The 17,465-nt window shown below is 72.8% G+C and carries 19 protein-coding genes; 8 read left to right on the top strand and 11 right to left on the bottom strand.

Going from position 1 to position 17,465, the window contains the following annotated elements; genetic code table 11:
- Positions 1-92: 92 nt before the first annotated feature.
- Both dapA and thyX read right to left on the bottom strand, forming a co-directional pair.
- Positions 93-1,070, bottom strand: a complete 978-nt coding sequence (gene dapA / locus EDF18_RS15250) for a 4-hydroxy-tetrahydrodipicolinate synthase (protein WP_123548693.1) — start codon at positions 1,068-1,070, stop codon at positions 93-95.
- Between the two features lie 62 nt (positions 1,071-1,132).
- On the bottom strand, positions 1,133-1,915 hold the full coding sequence (gene thyX / locus EDF18_RS15245) for an FAD-dependent thymidylate synthase (RefSeq protein ID WP_233569200.1): 783 nt from the start codon (positions 1,913-1,915) through the stop codon (positions 1,133-1,135).
- Positions 1,916-2,074: 159 nt separating this feature from the next.
- Between thyX and EDF18_RS15240 the strand changes: the two genes are divergently transcribed.
- Entirely contained in the window at positions 2,075-2,980 is a 906-nt protein-coding gene (locus tag EDF18_RS15240; protein WP_123548692.1) for a TIGR01777 family oxidoreductase, read from the top strand.
- Here the strand turns inward: EDF18_RS15240 and EDF18_RS15235 are convergent.
- Positions 2,977-3,417 carry a hypothetical protein gene (locus tag EDF18_RS15235; protein ID WP_123548691.1) on the bottom strand — a complete coding sequence of 147 codons (441 nt, stop codon included), beginning with the start codon at positions 3,415-3,417 and terminating at the stop codon, positions 2,977-2,979. The genes EDF18_RS15240 and EDF18_RS15235 overlap by 4 nt on opposite strands.
- On the bottom strand, positions 3,417-4,148 hold the full coding sequence (gene dapB, locus EDF18_RS15230; RefSeq protein ID WP_123548690.1) for a 4-hydroxy-tetrahydrodipicolinate reductase: 732 nt from the start codon (positions 4,146-4,148) through the stop codon (positions 3,417-3,419). Before dapB ends, EDF18_RS15235 begins: the two co-directional genes overlap by 1 nt.
- 55 nt (positions 4,149-4,203) lie before the next feature.
- Here dapB and EDF18_RS15225 point away from each other — a divergent pair, with 55 nt between their 5' ends.
- The gene (locus EDF18_RS15225; protein ID WP_123548740.1) at positions 4,204-4,737 is read left to right on the top strand and encodes a GNAT family N-acetyltransferase; all 534 of its coding nucleotides are present in this window, start codon (positions 4,204-4,206) and stop codon (positions 4,735-4,737) included.
- Here the strand turns inward: EDF18_RS15225 and EDF18_RS15220 are convergent.
- The gene (locus EDF18_RS15220; RefSeq protein WP_123548739.1) at positions 4,734-5,336 is read right to left on the bottom strand and encodes a histidine phosphatase family protein; all 603 of its coding nucleotides are present in this window, start codon (positions 5,334-5,336) and stop codon (positions 4,734-4,736) included. The two genes, EDF18_RS15225 and EDF18_RS15220, sit on opposite strands and share 4 nt — an antisense overlap.
- 14 nt (positions 5,337-5,350) lie before the next feature.
- Positions 5,351-6,709, bottom strand: a complete 1,359-nt coding sequence (locus EDF18_RS15215; RefSeq protein WP_123548689.1) for a pitrilysin family protein — start codon at positions 6,707-6,709, stop codon at positions 5,351-5,353.
- A 242-nt stretch (positions 6,710-6,951) separates the two neighbouring features.
- Here EDF18_RS15215 and EDF18_RS15210 point away from each other — a divergent pair, with 242 nt between their 5' ends.
- Positions 6,952-7,566 (top strand): TetR/AcrR family transcriptional regulator, encoded by a 615-nt coding sequence (locus EDF18_RS15210; protein WP_123548688.1) that lies wholly within the window; start codon positions 6,952-6,954, stop codon positions 7,564-7,566.
- A 115-nt stretch (positions 7,567-7,681) separates the two neighbouring features.
- Here the strand turns inward: EDF18_RS15210 and EDF18_RS15205 are convergent, their stop codons facing one another.
- Both EDF18_RS15205 and EDF18_RS15200 read right to left on the bottom strand, forming a co-directional pair.
- Positions 7,682-8,725, bottom strand: a complete 1,044-nt coding sequence (locus EDF18_RS15205) for an aldo/keto reductase (protein WP_233569199.1) — start codon at positions 8,723-8,725, stop codon at positions 7,682-7,684.
- A gap of 298 nt (positions 8,726-9,023) precedes the next feature.
- Complete coding sequence (locus tag EDF18_RS15200; RefSeq protein WP_123548687.1) at positions 9,024-11,297, bottom strand: polyribonucleotide nucleotidyltransferase; 2,274 nt, start codon at positions 11,295-11,297, stop codon at positions 9,024-9,026.
- A 342-nt stretch (positions 11,298-11,639) separates the two neighbouring features.
- Here EDF18_RS15200 and EDF18_RS16175 point away from each other — a divergent pair, with 342 nt between their 5' ends.
- Positions 11,640-12,905, top strand: a complete 1,266-nt coding sequence (locus tag EDF18_RS16175; protein WP_148050110.1) for a hypothetical protein — start codon at positions 11,640-11,642, stop codon at positions 12,903-12,905.
- Between the two features lie 115 nt (positions 12,906-13,020).
- Here EDF18_RS16175 and rpsO read toward each other — a convergent pair whose 3' ends face one another.
- Together rpsO and EDF18_RS15175 are read right to left on the bottom strand one after the other, a co-directional pair.
- Positions 13,021-13,290 carry a 30S ribosomal protein S15 gene (gene rpsO, locus EDF18_RS15180; protein ID WP_056262814.1) on the bottom strand — a complete coding sequence of 90 codons (270 nt, stop codon included), beginning with the start codon at positions 13,288-13,290 and terminating at the stop codon, positions 13,021-13,023.
- Between the two features lie 92 nt (positions 13,291-13,382).
- On the bottom strand, positions 13,383-13,838 hold the full coding sequence (locus EDF18_RS15175; RefSeq protein WP_123548683.1) for a VanZ family protein: 456 nt from the start codon (positions 13,836-13,838) through the stop codon (positions 13,383-13,385).
- A gap of 119 nt (positions 13,839-13,957) precedes the next feature.
- Between EDF18_RS15175 and EDF18_RS15170 the strand changes: the two genes are divergently transcribed.
- Positions 13,958-14,701 (top strand): M50 family metallopeptidase, encoded by a 744-nt coding sequence (locus EDF18_RS15170; protein WP_123548682.1) that lies wholly within the window; start codon positions 13,958-13,960, stop codon positions 14,699-14,701.
- Positions 14,702-14,715: 14 nt separating this feature from the next.
- Here EDF18_RS15170 and EDF18_RS15165 read toward each other — a convergent pair whose 3' ends face one another.
- Positions 14,716-15,255 carry an adenine phosphoribosyltransferase gene (locus EDF18_RS15165; protein ID WP_123548681.1) on the bottom strand — a complete coding sequence of 180 codons (540 nt, stop codon included), beginning with the start codon at positions 15,253-15,255 and terminating at the stop codon, positions 14,716-14,718.
- A gap of 132 nt (positions 15,256-15,387) precedes the next feature.
- On the opposite strand from EDF18_RS15165, the gene EDF18_RS15160 reads away from it, so the two are divergent.
- The 3 genes from EDF18_RS15160 (at position 15,388) to EDF18_RS15150 (ending at position 17,454) form a co-directional block, all read left to right on the top strand.
- Positions 15,388-16,443 (top strand): M4 family metallopeptidase, encoded by a 1,056-nt coding sequence (locus EDF18_RS15160; protein WP_123548680.1) that lies wholly within the window; start codon positions 15,388-15,390, stop codon positions 16,441-16,443.
- A 68-nt stretch (positions 16,444-16,511) separates the two neighbouring features.
- Complete coding sequence (locus tag EDF18_RS15155) at positions 16,512-16,850, top strand: protealysin inhibitor emfourin (RefSeq protein ID WP_123548679.1); 339 nt, start codon at positions 16,512-16,514, stop codon at positions 16,848-16,850.
- A gap of 4 nt (positions 16,851-16,854) precedes the next feature.
- Positions 16,855-17,454, top strand: a complete 600-nt coding sequence (locus EDF18_RS15150; protein WP_123548678.1) for a hypothetical protein — start codon at positions 16,855-16,857, stop codon at positions 17,452-17,454.
- Positions 17,455-17,465 lie beyond the last annotated feature (11 nt).

Here is a 17,465-nt window from a genome sequence, read left to right as displayed (position 1 = left end):
TCGGGTCGAGGTCGGGGCTCGTGCCCCGGGGATCGAGGTCTCTGTCGGCCCGCGCGCCGAGCCGTCGGCACGGCCAGCGGCGTGCCGCGTGGTCAGCGCGTGGTGCCGTGCACCTTGGGCAGGGCGCCGCCGGCCGCCGCGTTGCGGTCGGGGCGGAAGCGGCTGAGGTCGAGCCCGGGGATGTCGCCGACGTGCGAGAGCTCGTCCTCGATGAGCGCCGCCTCGCTGTCCTCCGGGCCGACGAGCGGCAAGCGGACGCGGGGGCTGGAGATGCGGCCGAGGCCGTGCAGGATGTACTTCGCCGCCACCGTGCCGGGCACGTGCGTCATGACGGCGCGCACCAGCGGCTCGAGCATCTGGTGCGCCGCCGTGGCCGTGTGCAGGTCGCCTGCGTTCACGGCGTCGATCATGGTGCGGTACGGCGCGGAGACGATGTTCGCCGTCACGCCGATCAGGCCGGAGGCGCCGATCGCCAGGTGGGGCAGCACGTTCGCGTCGTCGCCCGAGAAGTAGAGCAGGTCGGTCTGGTTGATGACGCGGCTGACCTCGGCGAAGTCGCCCTTCGCGTCTTTGACGGCGACGATGTTGGGGTGCTTCGCCGCGCGCAGCAGCGTCTCGTACTTGATCGGGATGCCGGTGCGGCCGGGGATGTCGTAGAGGATGACCGGCAGGTCGGTCGCGTCGGCGATCATGCGGAAGTGCGTGAGCACGCCGGCCTGCGTGGGCTTGTTGTAGTACGGCGTGACGATCATGACGCCGTCCGCGCCGGCCTTCTCGCTGGCCTTGTACAGCTGGATCGCGTGCGCGGTCTCGTTCGAGCCGCCGCCCGTGATGATCTTTGCGCGCCCCGCGGCGACCGACTTGCCGACCTCGACGAGCTTGAGCTTCTCGGGGTCGGTCAGGGTGCTGGTCTCGCCCGTCGTGCCCGTGACGACGATGCCGTCGGCACCCGCCGAGACGCAGTCGTCGATGTGCTTCTCGACCGCCGGCCAGTCGACCTCGCCGTCGGCGGTGAAGGGGGTGACGAGAGCGACGAGGACCTGCCCGAAGGGGTTGCTGATGTTCGACACGTCGACCAGCGTACTGTCTCGCCCCGCGCGGATCGCCCCTCGGAGGGTCAGCGTCGACCCGGTCAGGGGGCGACGCGGCCGTTCGTGCCGAAGGCAGCGTAGGTGAGGGGCATGAGCTCGGCCCAGATGTCCTCCATCTTCTCGGCGCACATCTCGATCTCGCGCTGCGGGAACGACGGGAAGTGCGTGCCCTCGCGCTTCGTGCGGAGGCTGAGGAAGTTCATCAACGACCGCGCGTTCACGGTGACGTACATCGACGAGTAGATGTTCAGCGGCAGGACGATGCGGGCGACCTCGCGCGCGACGCCGGCGTCGAGCATGCGCTTGTAGGCCGCGTAGGCCTCGCGGGAGGTGCGCTCGGTCTCGGACCGGACGAGCTCGCTCTGCTCGGGCGTGCCGGGCAGGAAGTCGTAGGCGCCGGGCTTGCCCACCTGCTGCAGGTTGCGGGTCGCGGCGGGGACGTAGAAGACGGGGTTGAGCTCGCGGTAGCGACCGCTCTCTTCGTTGTAGCTCGCCATGCGGTGCCGCATGAACTCGCGGAACACGAAGATCGGCGCCTGCACGTAGAAGGTCATCGAGTTGTGCTCGAAGGGCGAGCCGTGGCGGTCGCGCATGAGGTAGTTGATCAGGCCGGCGCCCTTGGTCGCCTGCGCCCCGTCGGCCGAGGCCTGGGCGCCCTCGAGCGTCTGCTCGCCCATCGTCGAGACGCGCGCCGCGAAGAGGACGTCGGAGTCGTGCGCGCTCGAGCGGACCAGCTCGACCGTGACGTCGCTGCGGAACTCGACGGGGTCGGCGGCGGTCTCGGGAGACGAGGAGGCAGGGGTCACGGCGTCGGCATCAGTCACGGCCACGACTCTACCTCCGACCACCGACGAGCCTCGATCGGCCGCAGGCTCGGCCCCTCGGCCCAGGGGCCGGCGCCCGGTCGACCGGGAGGAGGCGCGGCTACGCTCCCGGAGAGGCGCACATCCCCTGCGCCGCACCTCCTCGAGAAAGACGGGCCCATGACCGCCGACTCCCTCACCGTCCTCGTCTCCGGCGCCTCCGGCCTGGTCGGCACCGAGCTCCGCCGTCAGCTGGTGGCCGCGGGCCACACGGTCGTCGCGCTCGTCCGGCGCGAGGCCCGCGACGAGGGCGAGGCGACGTGGGTGCCCGCTGCCGGGATCGTCGACCGCACCCTGCTCGACCGGGCGGACGCCGTCGTGAACCTGAGCGGCGCCTCCCTCGGCCGGCTGCCCTGGACCGCCGCCTACAAGCGCGAGATCCGCGACTCGCGTGTGACGGCCACCGCCACGTTGGCGCACGGCATGGCCGGCGCCGAGCGGCCGCCCGCAGTGTTCCTCAGCGGCTCGGCCGTGGGCATCTACGGCGACCGCCCGGGCGAGCGCCTGACCGAGCAGAGCCCCCGCGGCAGCGGCTTCCTCAGCGACGTCGTCGCCGACTGGGAGGCGGCGACCGCCCCGACGCCCGACGCCACCCGTGTCGTCCACCTGCGCACCGGCGTCGTCGTGGGCCCCGGCGGCGCCATGGCCCCGCTGCTGCCCCTCACGAAGCTCGGCCTCGGCTCGCGCCTCGGCACGGGCGACCAGTTCTGGCCCTGGATCAGCCTGCACGACGAGGCCGCGGCCATCGTGCACCTGCTGACGTCGAGCCTGAGCGGCCCCGTCAACCTGGCCGGCCCCACGCCCGCGACCAGCGACGCCCTGACGCGACGGCTCGCCCAGGACCTGGGACGCCCCTACGCGCTGACGGTGCCCGAGGTCGTCATCAGCACGGCGATGCAGGAGGCGGGTCGTGAGATGCTGCTGCCCAGCCAGCAGGTCGTGCCGGAGGCGCTGCTCGCGGACGGCTTCGCCTTCCGTCACCGCACGGTCGACCAGGCGGTCGACGCGCTCGTCGGCAGCCGCTAGGCCGCGGACCGCATCCGCGACGCCTTGCGGACGGCCTGTCGGGCCCGCCTGCGGTCGCCGCACGCGTCGTAGGCCAGGCCGAGCCGGAACCAGGTACGCCAGTCGTCGGGGGCGTCCTCGACTGCCTGGGCCCAGCGCGGGAACGCCGCGTCGGCGGCGGCGCGTTCGTACCGGCCCGAGGCACGGCGCGGGACCTCGTCCACCGGCAGCTCGCCCGCCTCCTCGAGCTCGCGCACCATCTGCTGCGTGTGCACCCCGAAGCGCAGCTCGGCGACCAGGGCGAAGATCCCGAGGACCGGCAGCACGAGCAGCGCCACGCCGAGCACGACGGCCACGGGCTCGCCGGTCATGACGAAGAGGTACGCGCGCTGCGCGACGAGGACGACGTACAGGAGGAGGAACAGCGCCATGACGAGCGCCGCGGTGCGGCCCTTCATCAGTCGAGCGGCAGCACGCTGTCGAGCCCCACGACGACGCCCTCGACCCGGGGCGCCTCGGCCATGGCGACGAGCAGCCCCTGCTCGTAGGCGCGCTGCGAGATCGTGTCGTGCGTCAGCGTGAGCGTCTCGCCCTCGCCGCCGAAGACGACCTCCTGCTTCGCGACGACGCCCCGGAGGCGCATGCTGTGCACGGGCACGCTGGCGACCTGCTGGCCGCGGGCGCGCTGGTCGGAGAAGGGGGCGGAGACCGGGCCCAGCTCGCGGCGTGCCTCGGCGATGAGCTCGGCGGTGCGGACGGCCGTGCCCGAGGGCGAGTCGACCTTGCCCTGGTGGTGCGCCTCCACGATCTCGACGCTCTCGTAGAAGCGGGCCGCCATCGTGGCGAACCGCGTCGCGAGGACGGAGCCGAGGGAGAAGTTCGGGACGACCAGGACGCCGGGGCCGCCGACGTCGGCGACGACGGTGCGGAGCTTGGCCACCCGCTCGGCGTTCCAGCCGGAGGTGCCGACCAGGACGGGCAGGCCCGCCCGGACGACGTGCTCGACGATGCCCGGGCTGACGGCCGGGTGCGTCACGTCGACCACGAGGTCGGCGCCGCGCACGTCGTCGAGGTCGTCGCGGGAGGAGAGGCCGGCGTGCAGCTCGAGGCCGGGGGTGCGCCGGACGAGGTCGACGACGAACGAGCCGAGCGTGCCCGTGGCTCCGACGACGGCGATCTGTGAGGTCATGGGCTCCAGGCTACTCGGCGGCGCCCGGGGGCCCGCCCGACCTAGCATGGTGCGCATGCCCCGGTTCCGTGCCGTCCCCGTGTCGTCCCCCGCCGCCGCCGAGCTGCTCGAGGCGTACTTCGCCGAGCGCCGGGAGACCTTCCCCTCGGGGAAGGGCAGCTACCGCACCGCGTCGCCGTCGGACGCGACCTTCACTCCCCCGGCCGGGTCGTTCCTCGTCGTCGAGGACGACGACGAGGTCGACGACGACGGAGCAGCCGAGCCAGGCACGGCGCACGCCCTCGCCTGCGGCGGCGTCCGCCGCATCGACCCGACCGGGGAGGGGCTGGTGCGGTACGAGGTCAAGCACGTCTACGTGCGCCCCGAGGCCCGCGGGCGAGGGCTCGGTCGCCTGCTGATGGCCGAGCTCGAGGAGGTGGCTGCCGACCTGGGCGCGGACCTGGTCGTCCTCGACACGAACGAGAGCCTGCTGGCGGCCGGGGCGCTCTACCGGGCGACCGGCTACCGCGAGGTCGAGCCGTACAACGACAACCCGAACGCGACGACCTGGTTCGCCAAGCCCGTGGCGCCCCGCGAGCCCGTCAGCTAGATCGGCTGCTCGACCGGCAGGCCGGTGCGCAGCTCGACGGGCAGGTGGCCCAGGTCGTTGTGCGTCACGAGCTCCGGCGGCTTCGCCGAGCGGACACGGATGATGGTCAGGCCGGCGTTGGCCTGGTTCACGCCCATCCAGCGCCAGTCGGGAGCCCCGAAGACCTCGCGCACGAACCACCCGATGACGAAGTTGTGCGTGATGAGCAGGTCGTGGCGATCCTCGCGGGAGGGCGTCAGCCACTCGGACACCGCGTCGGCCATCTGCGCCTGGCCCGCCTCGATCTCGTCCTCGGTGACGCCGCCGAAGAACGGCTTGTAGGCGGATGGCATGTCGGCCGTCGGGCCCGAGGGCACGCAGTCGAAGAGAAGGGTGGACGGCTGCGACTCGAGGGCGGGGAGCCGCTCCGTCATGATGCGCGCCGTCTCGGCCGCCCGCTCGAGCGGGGAGTGCCAGGCGGCGGAGAACGGGACTCCCCCGAGCCGCTCGGCGAGGAGGCGCGCCTGTCGCTTGCCGCGCTCGGACAGCGGGCCGTCGGGGAGCCCGTGCTCGGCGTCCTGTTGCTCGCCGTGCCGGACCAGGTACAGGTAATGGGACACCGTCGTCTCCTGACTCATGGGGTGACCGCCGCCGACGTCGTCGTCGGGGGCGTGAAGGAGGATCCGTCGACGTCGCCCACGACCACGGTCGAGAGGGGACCGGACCGGAGCTCGCGAGCGAGGTCGCGCACGTCGTCGAGGCCGACGCGCCCGAGCCGGGCGAGGGAGGCGTCGAGGTCGACGAACTCTCCGGTCGACAGCTCGGCCCGGCCGAGGCGGTTCATGCGGGTGTCGCTGTCCTCTAGCGCGAGGGCGGCGGCGCCGCCGAGCTGGCCGAGCGCCCGCTCCCGCTCGAGCTCGGTGACGCCCGAGTCGGCGACGCGGTCGAGCTCGTCGAGCATGAGCTGCCCCACCATCTCGACGTTGCTCGGCGTGCAGCCGGCGTAGAGGCCGAACAGCCCGGCGTCGGAGTAGCTCGGGGCGAACGAGTAGACCGAGTAGGCCAGGCCGCGCCGTTCGCGGATCTCCTGGAACAGGCGGGACGACATGCCGCCTCCCAGGACCGAGTTGAGGACGGCGAGGGCCGGGCGGCGGTCGTCGGAGGCGGAGATGCCCGGCATGCCCAGCAGGACCGTGGCCTGCTCGAGGGGGCGGCGCACGACGAGGGTCGGCTCGCTGGGCGTCGGCACGACGAGCTCGGTCGAGCGTCGGGACACGGGAGCGGCTGCCTCGGTCGACCACGGCGACCTCGCGAGAGCCTGCTCGAGCCGCTCGACGACGTGGTCGTGGTCGACGGCTCCGGCGATCGTGACGACGAGGTCGCGGGGCCGGTAGTTCGCCAGGTAGTGCGCGTGCACGTCGTCGCGCCGCGCCTCCTTGATGCTCTCGGGCGATCCTCCGATCGGGCGCCCCAGCGGGTGCTCGCCGAAGACGGACTCGAACAGGCGCTCGCCGGCCACGTCCGCGGGGTCGTCGTCCGCCATCGCGAGCTCCTCGAGGATCACGCCCCGCTCGGTCTCGAACTCGCCGGGCTCGAGGGCGGAGGACGTGAGCATGTCGGCGAGGACGTCGACGGCGTCGTCCAGGTCGACGTCGCGCACCCGGGCGTAGTAGCAGGTGTACTCCTTCGCGGTGGCGGCGTTGTGCTCGCCGCCGACCGACTCGAAGGCGACCGCGATGTCGAGCGCGGAGCGCCTCGCCGTCCCCTTGAAGAGGAGGTGCTCGAGGAAGTGCGTGGAGCCGCGCTCGCCGGGCTGCTCGTCGCGGGAGCCCACGGCGACCCAGAAGCCGACGGTCGCGCTGCGGGCCCCGGGCATCTGCTCGGTGAGGACGCGGACGCCCGTCGGGAGGAGGGTGCGCCGCACGAGTGCGTCGCCCGTCGCGCGGAAGGAGAGCTCGACCGAGTCGAGTGGGAGGGAGACCGGGCCGTTCATCGCGTCGAGCCTACGGGACCGCACCTCGGCACCACCCGACCGTCGGCAGTGGCACCCGAACTGGGGGACGGCCGTGCGGACAAACAGACGGTTCAGTCTGTCCTCCGCGATGGTACAGTCGGGGAACCGTCGACGGGACACCCCCCTGCCTCGTCGTCGGCGGCTGGTCGGAGGTCATCCGGCGGTCCGGAGCAGACGTCCCCCGCGCTGCTCCAAGCCGATATGCCTCGAGGAGCCACGCTGTGACGGTCGATTCCCCCCCTCCGGCCGTCCAGCGTCTCCCGGGGCGGCCCCGTGCCGACCAGACGACGCCCGGCGCCCGGGACCGCGTGCTGACGACGGCCGACCGGCTCTTCTACGACGAGGGCGTCCGCGTCGTCGGCGTCGACCGCCTCATCGCCGAGGCGTCCGTGACGAAGGCCACGTTCTACAAGCACTTCGGCGCGAAGGACACCCTCGTGCTCGAGTACCTCCGCGTGAGGCACGAACGTGCCGTCGCCGGGCTCGAGACCGTCGTCGCCGCGTCCCCGGGCGGCGCCGCGACCGTCCTCGCGGTCGTCGACGAGGTCGTCGCGTCGCTGCAGTCGCCTCGCTTCCGCGGCTCGGCCTTCGCGAACGCCGCCGCCGAGTTCAGCGACCCGACCCACCCCGTCCGCGCCGCCGTGGCCGAGCACCAGGAGTGGCTCACCGACGCTCTCGTCGAGCTGTTCAAGGACGCCGACCACCCGATGCCCGGCGACGCGGCCGACGACTTCCTGCTGGCGCTCGACGGTGCGCTCGTCGGCGCGTACTGCGGCGACGCCATCGCGGCGTCCGCGGCGCTCCGCCGGACGGCCGAGCGCCTCCTGCCGGCCTAGCCCGCCGTCACTCCCGGGCCGGTCGAGCAGGTCGGGCCCGTCGGGCTGACCAGGCCCGTCGCACGGACCGGGCTGATCGTTCCGCCAGGCGGAGACGCGCCGGGCTGATCGTTCGCTACGCGGACACGCGGTCCAGCTCGAGCACCTGGGTGCGCGTGAGCTTCACCGTGGCCGCCTGCGCGAGCTCGACGACCTGCTTGGCGTTCGTGGCGCTCGCCACGGGCGCCACGACGTGAGGCTTGGCCAGGAGCCAGGCCAGGGCAACGGCCGCCGTCGAGACCTCGTGCGCCGAGGCGACGCTGTCGAGCTCGTGCAGCACGCGCAGCCCCTTCTTCGTCAGGTAGCCGGAGACCCCGCGGCCGCGCTTCGTGCCGGCGAAGTCGGAGCGCGAGCGGTACTTGCCGGTGAGGAACCCGCCGGCCAGGGCGAACCGGGGCATGACCCCGAGGCGCAGCTGAGCGGCGACGCGTGCCAGGCCCTTCTCGTACTCGGTGCGGTGCATGAGGCTGTACTGGTTCTGCAGGGCCACCATCGGGGCCACGCCGAGCATGCCGGCGGCGATGCGCGCCTCGTAGAGCCGGTTGCCCGAGTGGTGCGACCCGCCGAACCAGCGGACCTTGCCGGCGCGGATGAGGTGGTCGACGGCGAGCAGCGTGCGCTCGAAGGCGACCTCGGTGTCGTCGACGTGCAGGTACAACAGGTCGATGTGGTCGGTGCCCAGGCGCTCGAGGGACGCCTCGACGGCGCGCTCGATCGAGCGCGGCGAGAGCCCGGGAGCGTCCGCGCCCTTGCCGACCTTGGTCGAGACGACCATGTCGTCGCGCGATCGGCGCGAGCGCATCCACGAGCCGATCATGACCTCGCTGCGGCCGCCGGCGTAGCTGTCCGCCGTGTCGACGAAGTTGCCGCCGTGGTCGTAGTAGGCGTCGAGGACCGACATGGTGTCGGTCTGGTCGGCCGTCCAGCCGAAGACGTTGCCGCCGAGCGCGACGGGGAAGACCCGGAGGTCGGAGACCCCGAGTCGACGTCGGGGCTGGATGATGCCGAGGTCGACGGGCACGGTCGCGTCTCCGACGGTCTCGGGGAGGCGCGCAGGGAAGTCGACAGGAGGTGCGGAGGGCGTGGTGGGACCGGGGATGCCCGCCGACGTGTTCGTCACTCCGTGCCCTTCGTGGTCGTGGCGTCGTGCGGTCGAGGTGCCGGCCCCTCGCGGCACGATCCTCGGAGGATCGTCGCGGGGGTACGCCGGACGACCACCTCGATGTGCCGCCTGAGATGGCCCGGGAGCACCGTGCTCGCTCCTGGTGCAAGCGTACGTGCTGAGGCCGCCGCGCGCCTGCCGCCGCACCCGATCGTTACGAGATCCGGCACCCCGAGTTCGGGGGCTGCCACGGGACGACGGAGCGCCCGCCCCGACGTGGTCGGGACGGGCGCTCCGGCTGGCTGCCGATCGAGGACTAGACCTCGACGGACTCGTCGTTCGACTGCTCGGCGGCACCGCTCGAGTCGGTGTCCGCCTCCTCGGCGACGACGGGCGCCAGCGACAGCTTGCCGCGGTCGTCGATCTTGGTGATCTCCACCAGGATCTTCTGTCCGACCCCGAGGACGTCCTCGACGGCCTCGACGCGCTTGCCGCCGGCCAGCTTGCGGACCTCGCTGATGTGCAGCAGGCCGTCCTTGCCGGGGAGGAGCGAGACGAAGGCGCCGAACGACGCGATCTTGACGACCGTTCCGAGGAACTGCTCGCCGATCTCGGGGTTGGTCGGGTTCGCGATCGCGTTCACCTGGGCGCGGGCGGCCTCGGCCGAGGGACCGTCGACGGCGCCGATGTAGACCGTGCCGTCCTCCTCGATCGAGATGTCGGCACCGGTGGTGTCCTGGATCGAGTTGATCGTCTTGCCCTTCGGGCCGATCAGCTCGCCGATCTTGTCCTGCGGGATCTGGACCGAGATCACGCGGGGCGCGGTCGGGGCCATCTCGTCGGGCGCGTCGATGGCCGAGTTGAGCACGCTCAGGATGGCGGTGCGCGCCTCCTTGGCCTGCTTCAGGGCGGCGTCGAGGACGGCGGTCGGCAGACCGTCGAGCTTCGTGTCGAGCTGGATGGCCGTGACGAACTCGGACGTGCCGGCGACCTTGAAGTCCATGTCGCCGAGGGCGTCCTCAGCACCGAGGATGTCGGTCAGCGCGGCGTAGCGCGTCTGGCCGTCGACCTCGTCGGACACGAGGCCCATGGCGATGCCCGCGACCGGAGCGCGCAGGGGCACACCGGCGTTGAGCAGCGACAGGGTCGAGGCGCAGACGGAGCCCATCGACGTCGAGCCGTTGGAGCCGAGGGCCTCGGACACCTGACGGATGGCGTAGGGGAACTCCTCACGCGACGGCAGCACCGGCACGAGGGCGCGCTCGGCGAGGAAGCCGTGCCCGATCTCGCGACGCTTCGGCGAACCGACACGGCCGGTCTCGCCGGTCGAGTAGGGCGGGAAGTTGTAGTGGTGCAGGTAGCGCTTCTTGGTGACCGGGCTCAGCGAGTCGATCTGCTGCTCCATCTTCAGCATGTTCAGCGTGGTGACGCCCATGATCTGGGTCTCGCCGCGCTGGAAGATGGCGGAGCCGTGCACGCGCGGGATGACCTGGACCTCGGCGTCGAGCGGACGGATGTCGGCGAGGCCGCGGCCGTCCATGCGGACCTGCTCGGTGAGGATGCGGTCGCGGACGACCTTCTTCGTCGCCGACTTGTAGGCGGCGGAGACCTGACCGGTGGCCTCCGCGGGCAGCTCGCCCGCGTCGACCTTGGCCGAGATCGCGTCCTTGACCTTGCTCTTGAGCACGTCGTCGGCGTCCTGGCGCTCGGTCTTGCCGGCGATCTTGTAGACCTCGGCGAGCTCGGTGCCGGCAGCCTCGGTGACGGCCGCGAGGACCTCGTCCGTGTAGGGCAGGAACACCGGGTAGTCGGCGATCTCCTTGAAGGCCTGCGCGGCCATGGCCGACTGCGCGTCGACGAGCTGCTTGAGGAACGGCTTGGCCGCCTCGAGGCCCTGGGCCACGACGGCCTCGTCGGGCTTGGTGGCGCCGCCCTGGATGAGGCCCCAGGCGTGCTCGGTGGCCTCGGCCTCGACCATCATGATGGCGACGTCCTCGTTGCCCGCGGCGTCGGTGACGACACGACCGGCGACGGTGAGGTCGAAGACGGCCTCCTCGAGCTGCGAGGCCTTGGGGAACGCGACCCACTGGTCGCCGATGAGCGCGAGGCGCACGCCGGCGATCGGGCCGGAGAAGGGCAGGCCCGAGATCTGGGTCGAGGCGCTGGCGGCGTTGATGGCCAGAGCGTCGTAGAACTCGTCGGGAGCGATGCTCAGGACGGTGATGACGACCTGGACCTCGTTGCGGAGGCCCTCGACGAACGAGGGACGCAGGGGCCGGTCGATGAGACGGCAGACGAGGATGGCCTCGGTGGAGGGGCGACCCTCACGACGGAAGAACGAGCCGGGGATCTTGCCCGCGGCGTACGAGCGCTCTTCGACGTCGATGGTGAGCGGGAAGAAGTCGAAGTTGTCCTTCGGCTTCTTGCTCGCGCTGGTGGCCGAGAGGAGCATCGTGTCCTCGTCGAGGTACGCAGCGACGGCTCCCTGAGCCTGCTGGGCGAGACGGCCGGTCTCGAATCGGATGGTGCGCTTGCCGAACTTGCCGTTGTCGAGGACGGCTTCGCCGAACTTGATCTCTGGACCCTCCATGTGGGGGCTACTCCTCTTTGTTTTGCATCGAGGCCCCGTGTGGGCATCGATGTGCATCGGGAGCGGGCGGCGAGGACGGCGTGAGGACACGCACGTGCAGCAACGCGACGGAGGCGGCGGCACGTCTGGTCAGCGGAAGAAACGGTCGGACCCGCCCCGCGACCCCGTGCTCGGGACTCTCCTGCGTGCACGTGTCGGGGCGTTCCGCCTGTCACCACCGGCGACCAGCAGCCAGACCGGCCTGCTCCGAGGGCGATGTTAGCACCCGGCCCCTCGGGGACCAGGGAGGCGACCCCCTCTCGGGGCGGCGCCCCGGGCCGGAGCCCCGGCTAGGGTCGACGGATGCACGCACCTCGCCGCCCGCGCCCCGTCAGGACGCGCGCGGCCGGGACGCGCGCGACATCCGCGGTCGCGATCGCGACCGCGGTCGCCTGCTCGGCCGTGCTCGTGCTCGCCCCCGGCCTGCCCGCCGTCGCCGGGGAGGCGCCGACCGGGGACGCCTCGTCGGTGCAGCGGCAGATCGACACGGTCGTCGGCTCGCTCGACGAGCTGGAGGCCGGCGCCGCCGACGCGAGCGAGCGCGCCGTGGTCGCCGAGGGCGCGAGCACCCGGGCCGCCGACGCCCTCGCCGCGGCTGCGGCGCTCTCGGACCAGCTCGACACACGGTCCGCCGAGGCCGAGTCGACCGAGGAGGCGGCCCACCGGCAGGCGGGACAGCTCGCTGCGCACCTGGCCCGCGCCGGCAGCGGCGCGTCGACGATCAGCGTGCTGCTCGGCTCGGACCACCCGGACGAGGTGCTGCGCCAGCTCGGCACCCTCACCCAGCTCGGGGACCGCTGGCAGGTCGTGCTGGCGGACGCCACGACGAGCAGCAACGAGCTCGCCTCGCTCCGCGACCAGTCGGAGGCCGCACGCGCGGAACGCGAGCGCCTCGCGACGGAGGCGGCGCAGGGGGCGTCGGCCGCCTCCTCCGCCCAGGCCGCGGCCGACGGCGCGGTCGCGTCGGCGACGAGCCGCACCGACGAGCTCTACTCGCGTCTCGCCGCGCTGCGGCAGAGCACCCCCGACGCCGAGCGCACGGCCCGGCGGGACGCGGCGGTCCGCGCCAGCACCGAGCAGGCGGGCGCCGCAGCGGCGGACCGGGGAGCCGCCTCGAGCGGCAGCGGAGCCGGGACGACGGCACCGCCTGCCGTCGTGCTGGCACCGGCACCCTCCCCAGCGCCCGCGCCAGCGCCGGCGCCCGCACCTGCGCCCGCGCCAGCCCCTGTTCCTGCCCCTGCTCCTGCTCCTGCTCCCCCGGCCGGCGTCGTCAACGACCCGGCGGGCGCGAAGGCCTACGCGGCGTCCAAGATCGGCACGGGGTCCGAGTACACGTGCCTCGTGCAGCTCTGGAACAAGGAGTCGGGCTGGCGGACGAACGCGCAGAACCCCACGAGCGGCACGTACGGCATCCCGCAGGCGAACCCGGGGAGCCTCATGGCCTCAGCAGGGCTGGACTGGCGGACGAACTACCGACCCCAGGTCGACTGGGGCCTCAGCTACATCGCCGACCGGTACGGCACGCCGTGCGGCGCCTGGGGCTTCTTCGTCCGGAACAACTGGTACTGAGCCGGCCTCTCCGGTCTCCGTCGCGTCCGGGCTGCAGGCAGGACGAGAACGGCCCCCGCCCTGCTGAGCAGGACGGGGGCCGGAGTCGAGACCCGGAGGTCGTCGGCGAGGTCGACTAGCGACGCAGGCCGAGACGACCGATCAGCGTGCGGTAGCGCTCGATGTCGACCTTGGACAGGTAGCCCAGGAGACGACGGCGCTGGCCGACGAGGAGGAGCAGGCCACGACGCGAGTGGTGGTCGTGCTTGTGCTCCTTGAGGTGCTCGGTCAGGTCGAGGATGCGCTGCGTCATCACGGCGATCTGGACCTCGGGGGATCCGGTGTCGCCGGGGTGGGTCGCGTATTCTTCGATGATCCGGGTCTTGACGTCAGGTGCGAGTGCCATTCAGGATCCCCTTCCAGTTCGTTGCGCGGCGCCCGTCACAGGATGTGCGAGCTCTCTTGTTCCGCGGCCGTTCAGACGGCAACCTGGCGAGCTTACCAGACGGGTGCCGGACGAGGTGAGCGACGCCGGGCTCGCGACCGGCGGCTGCTCGGCAGGACGAGACCGACGAACGCGGCACCGATCGCCGCGCCGATCGAGTTCATCAGGATGTCCCGCGGGTCGGAGAACCGCGTCGACGAGAGGGCTGTGGCCTGGTAGAACTCGATGGCGCAGCTCGCGGCGAAGCCGACCACGACGCCGACCCACCAGGCGCGCTTCGGGAGGAGCAGCGCGGGGAACATGCCCATGGGCACGAACATGGCGACGTTCGCCGCAGCCTCGACCCTGGCGAACGTGATCCAGCTCGTCTCCTCGTGCCGGCCGAAGAAGTCGAGGGCGCGCCAGAGCAGCTCCGACGTGCCGTCGCCGTAGACCGACGGGCGCAGCGTCATCCACGCCACCCCGGCGAGGTAGACGAGGCTGAAGAGGAGGAGGACGGCGCGGCGCATCCGTCCATGGTGCGGCACTGCGGCTCGGAACACGCTGCCCGGAGCCGAGGACCATCCTCACGACGGAGGCGGTCGACCCCGGGGAGGGAGGACCGGGAGGCGCCTCCTAGGCTGGCGGGATGGACGAGACCACCGCCTCCTTGGCCGCTCTCTGGGCCCGGGTCGCGCAGCGCGCCGACCCGCTCCCCCTGTCGTGGATGTTGCTGGCCGTCGCCGCCGGGGCCGCGCTCGTGCTGCTGCCGGGCACCTGGCACACGGTGCGGCACGCGGTGACCGTCGTGCACGAGGGCGGCCACGGCCTGGCCGCCGTGCTGACCGGGCGGCGGCTGACGGGGATCCGGCTGCACTCGGACACGTCGGGCCTGACCGTCTCACGAGGCCCGCGGTCGGGGCCGGGCATGATCCTCACCCTCCTCGCGGGCTACACCGCCCCGGCGCTGGCCTCGCTGGGCGCCTCCTGGCTGCTCGGCGCGGGCTTCGCCGCCGGGTTGCTCTGGGCCTTGCTGCTGCTGCTCGCGCTGATGCTCGTGCAGATCCGCAACTGGTTCGGCCTGTGGGTCGTGCTCGTGGGCGCGGCCGTCGTCGCGGGCGTCACGTGGCTCGCGCCGGTCGAGTGGCAGCAAGTGTTCGGGCTGGTGCTGATGAGCGTGCTGGGCCTGGGAGCCCTCCGCGCCTCCGTCGAGCTGCAGTCCAGTCGTCGGCGAGCGGCGCGCCACGGCGCGCGCACCGAGTCGGACGCCGACCAGCTCGCCGGGCTGACCCACGTGCCCGGCGTCCTCTGGGTCGGCGTCTTCGTCGGGGTCGCGGCGGCGTGCCTCGTGGGGGCGTCGCTGCTGCTGTTCCCGGGGTGGCTCGCGCCCTAGGCCCGGCTCGCGCCCTAGGCGGGAGCGCCGCCGAGGGCGTGCACGGGGATGCGCGACGCGAGGCGTTCGCGGCCGGGCAGACCTTCGAGCTCGAGCAGCACGGCGATGCCGACGACCTCGTAGCCCGCCCGCTCGAGCAGGGTGACCGTCGCGTCGGCCGTTCCGCCGGTGGCGAGCACGTCGTCGACGACCAGCACCCGGGTGCCCGGGGGCAGCTGGCTCGGCCGCAGCTCGAGCGTCGCCTCGCCGTACTCGAGCGCGTAGCTCTCGCTCAGGACCTCGCCGGGCAGCTTGCCGGCCTTGCGCACGGTGAGGACGCCGACGCCCTGCTCGATCGCGATGCCGCCGGCGAGCGCGAAGCCCCGGGCCTCGATGCCCGCCACTGCGGTGAAGGCCCCGTCGAACGGCTCGGAGAGGGCGGCGGTCACGGTGGCGAAGGCGTCCGCGTCGGAGAAGAGCGGCGTGACGTCGCGGAACAGGATCCCGGGGACGGGGAAGTCGGGGACGACGGCGATCATGCGGTCGACGAGGGCGGAGGCGTCGGAGGCGGTCATCCGGTCGACGCTACCGGCTCGCGGAGGCCGCGCCGCACCTCCTGGGGGCGGCGGTGCCGTGTGGGCCAGCCGCTCGTGACGATCGTGTGAACGGACGGCCCCGATGTCGGAGGCCGGTGACAGAGTCTGTCCATGACCCGCTACATCGTGCCCCCGTACCTGCTCGCCCACCTCGCCGCGGCCGACACCGAGCGCTTCGCACGTGCCCCCGAGGCGGCCCGGCACGGGCTGCTGCAGATCGACGAGGTGCGTGCCGCCCGCAGCGAGGCGCCGCCCGTGCGGCAGGGCGCCGTCGCCCGGGGCGCCGAGGTCGAGCGCACCATCTCCGACGCCCAGGGCACCGAGCAGCTGCCCGGGGTGCGGGTCCGCGGCGAGGGCGAGCCCGCGGGCGACGACGTCGCGGTGACCGAGGCGTACGACGCCCTCGGCGCGACGCACGCGCTGTTCCGCGAGGTCTACGGGCGGTCGAGCATCGACGGCGCGGGCCTGCCCCTCGACGCGACCGTGCACTACGGGCAGGACTACGACAACGCGTTCTGGAACGGCGAGCGGATGGTCTTCGGCGACGGCGACGGCGAGGTCTTCGGCCGCTTCACCGCCTCGGTCAGCGTCATCGGCCACGAGCTGGCCCACGGCGTCACGCAGTACACGGCGAACCTCGAGTACCAGGGCCAGTCGGGCGCCCTGAACGAGTCGGTCAGCGACGTCTTCGGGGCGCTCGTCGAGCAGCACCTGTTCGACCAGACGGCCGAGCAGGCGACGTGGCTGATCGGCGAGGGGCTCTTCACCGAGGCCGTCGAGGGCCGCGCGCTCCGATCGATGTCGGCGCCGGGCACGGCGTACGACGACGACGTGCTCGGCAAGGACCCCCAGCCGGCGCACATGGACGACTACGTCGAGACGACCGACGACAACGGGGGCGTGCACCTCAACTCGGGCATCCCCAACCGCGCGTTCTTCCTCGTCGCCGACGCCCTGGGCGGCCGCGCGTGGGAGCGGGCGGGGCAGGTCTGGTACGACACGCTGGTCGGCGGCGAGCTGTCGCCGACTGCCTCCTTCGCGGAGTTCGCCGCAGCCACGGTCTCAGCGGCGGCGGCCCGGTACGGCGCCGACTCGGAGGAGGCGCGGGCCACGGCCGCAGGCTGGCAGGGCGTGGGCGTGGGCGTGGGCGTCGAGCCGGCAGCCTGAGTCCTGGTCCCCCGAGTGCCGGACCTCACGCCCTCGGCAGCTCGGCGCCGCGGAGTAGCATCGCGGCCATGATGGTGACCGTCCAGAGGTCCGGCGGCTTCGCCGGGCTCACCCGCACCTGGCAGGTCGACGTCGCTGCCGAACCCGACACCGAGTCCTGGCTGGTGCTGCTCGACCTCGTGCCCTGGTCGGAGGCCCCCGCCCCGACCCAGCCGGTGCAGCCCGACCGCTTCGTGTGGGTCATCTCGGCGGAGACGTCGCCGGCGAAGAAGGCCAAGCTGCCCGAGCAACAGGTGACCGGGCCCTGGCGGGAGCTCGTCGACCGGGTGCGCGAGGTGAGCGACGCGGAGGGCGAGGGCGAGCGCGGCGCCGCGCACGACCCCACCGCGCCGGGCCACGGGGCCTAGTCGCGTGCCCTCTCGAGACACCGTCTTCGCGTCCGTGGCCGCACTCGTCGTCATCGGCGGTGCCGTCGGGATCGGGCTGGTCGGATCGGCGCAGCCGTCCCGGGTCGTCGGCGCCCAGAACGCCCCGCCCTGGCCCGTGCCCGCCGTGGGCGACCGGCTCGGCCGTGCCGAGCTCGCGGGCATGCAGAACGTCTGGGGCGAGGACCTCGCGATGCACGTGCACACGCACCTCTCGATCACGGTCGACGGCGAGGCCGTGACGATCCCCGGCGACATCGGGCACGACGCCGACACGAAGCTCGCCGCTCCCCTGCACACCCACGACACATCCGGCATCGTGCACGTCGAGTCGCCCCGACGGGAGTCGTTCGTGCTGGGCCAGCTCTTCACCGAGTGGGACGTGCACCTCGACGCCGTGAGCATCGGCTCGCTCGGACCCGACGACGGCCTCGAGCTGACCGCCTTCGTGGACGGGAGCCGCTGGTCGGGCGACCCGGCCGGCATCCGGCTGAGCGACTTCGAGGACGTCGCGCTCGTGCTCGCGCCCCGGGGCGAGACCGTGACCGCGCCTCCCGCGTTCGGCTGGCCGCCCGACTACCGCTGAGCGTCCCGGCA

This window comes from Frigoribacterium sp. PhB107, from assembly GCF_003751515.1.
Classification (GTDB): domain Bacteria; phylum Actinomycetota; class Actinomycetes; order Actinomycetales; family Microbacteriaceae; genus Frigoribacterium.
The sequence above is the reverse complement of the archived record's forward strand: the minus strand, read 5'-3'. Positions and strand labels throughout refer to the sequence as shown.

What these genes read in the sequence shown, in the direction of transcription:
- rpsO (WP_056262814.1), bottom strand. Translation starts at nt 13,290, where the DNA reads ATGGCACTCGCACCTGACGTCAAGACCCGGATCATCGAAGAATACGCG.
- EDF18_RS16175 (WP_148050110.1), top strand. Translation starts at nt 11,640, where the DNA reads ATGCACGCACCTCGCCGCCCGCGCCCCGTCAGGACGCGCGCGGCCGGG.
- EDF18_RS15215 (WP_123548689.1), bottom strand. Translation starts at nt 6,709, where the DNA reads ATGAACGGCCCGGTCTCCCTCCCACTCGACTCGGTCGAGCTCTCCTTC.
- EDF18_RS15175 (WP_123548683.1), bottom strand. Translation starts at nt 13,838, where the DNA reads ATGCGCCGCGCCGTCCTCCTCCTCTTCAGCCTCGTCTACCTCGCCGGG.
- EDF18_RS15200 (WP_123548687.1), bottom strand. Translation starts at nt 11,297, where the DNA reads ATGGAGGGTCCAGAGATCAAGTTCGGCGAAGCCGTCCTCGACAACGGC.
- dapB (WP_123548690.1), bottom strand. Translation starts at nt 4,148, where the DNA reads ATGACCTCACAGATCGCCGTCGTCGGAGCCACGGGCACGCTCGGCTCG.
- EDF18_RS15170 (WP_123548682.1), top strand. Translation starts at nt 13,958, where the DNA reads ATGGACGAGACCACCGCCTCCTTGGCCGCTCTCTGGGCCCGGGTCGCG.
- EDF18_RS15240 (WP_123548692.1), top strand. Translation starts at nt 2,075, where the DNA reads ATGACCGCCGACTCCCTCACCGTCCTCGTCTCCGGCGCCTCCGGCCTG.
- EDF18_RS15160 (WP_123548680.1), top strand. Translation starts at nt 15,388, where the DNA reads ATGACCCGCTACATCGTGCCCCCGTACCTGCTCGCCCACCTCGCCGCG.
- EDF18_RS15165 (WP_123548681.1), bottom strand. Translation starts at nt 15,255, where the DNA reads ATGACCGCCTCCGACGCCTCCGCCCTCGTCGACCGCATGATCGCCGTC.
- EDF18_RS15155 (WP_123548679.1), top strand. Translation starts at nt 16,512, where the DNA reads ATGATGGTGACCGTCCAGAGGTCCGGCGGCTTCGCCGGGCTCACCCGC.
- EDF18_RS15225 (WP_123548740.1), top strand. Translation starts at nt 4,204, where the DNA reads ATGCCCCGGTTCCGTGCCGTCCCCGTGTCGTCCCCCGCCGCCGCCGAG.
- EDF18_RS15235 (WP_123548691.1), bottom strand. Translation starts at nt 3,417, where the DNA reads ATGAAGGGCCGCACCGCGGCGCTCGTCATGGCGCTGTTCCTCCTCCTG.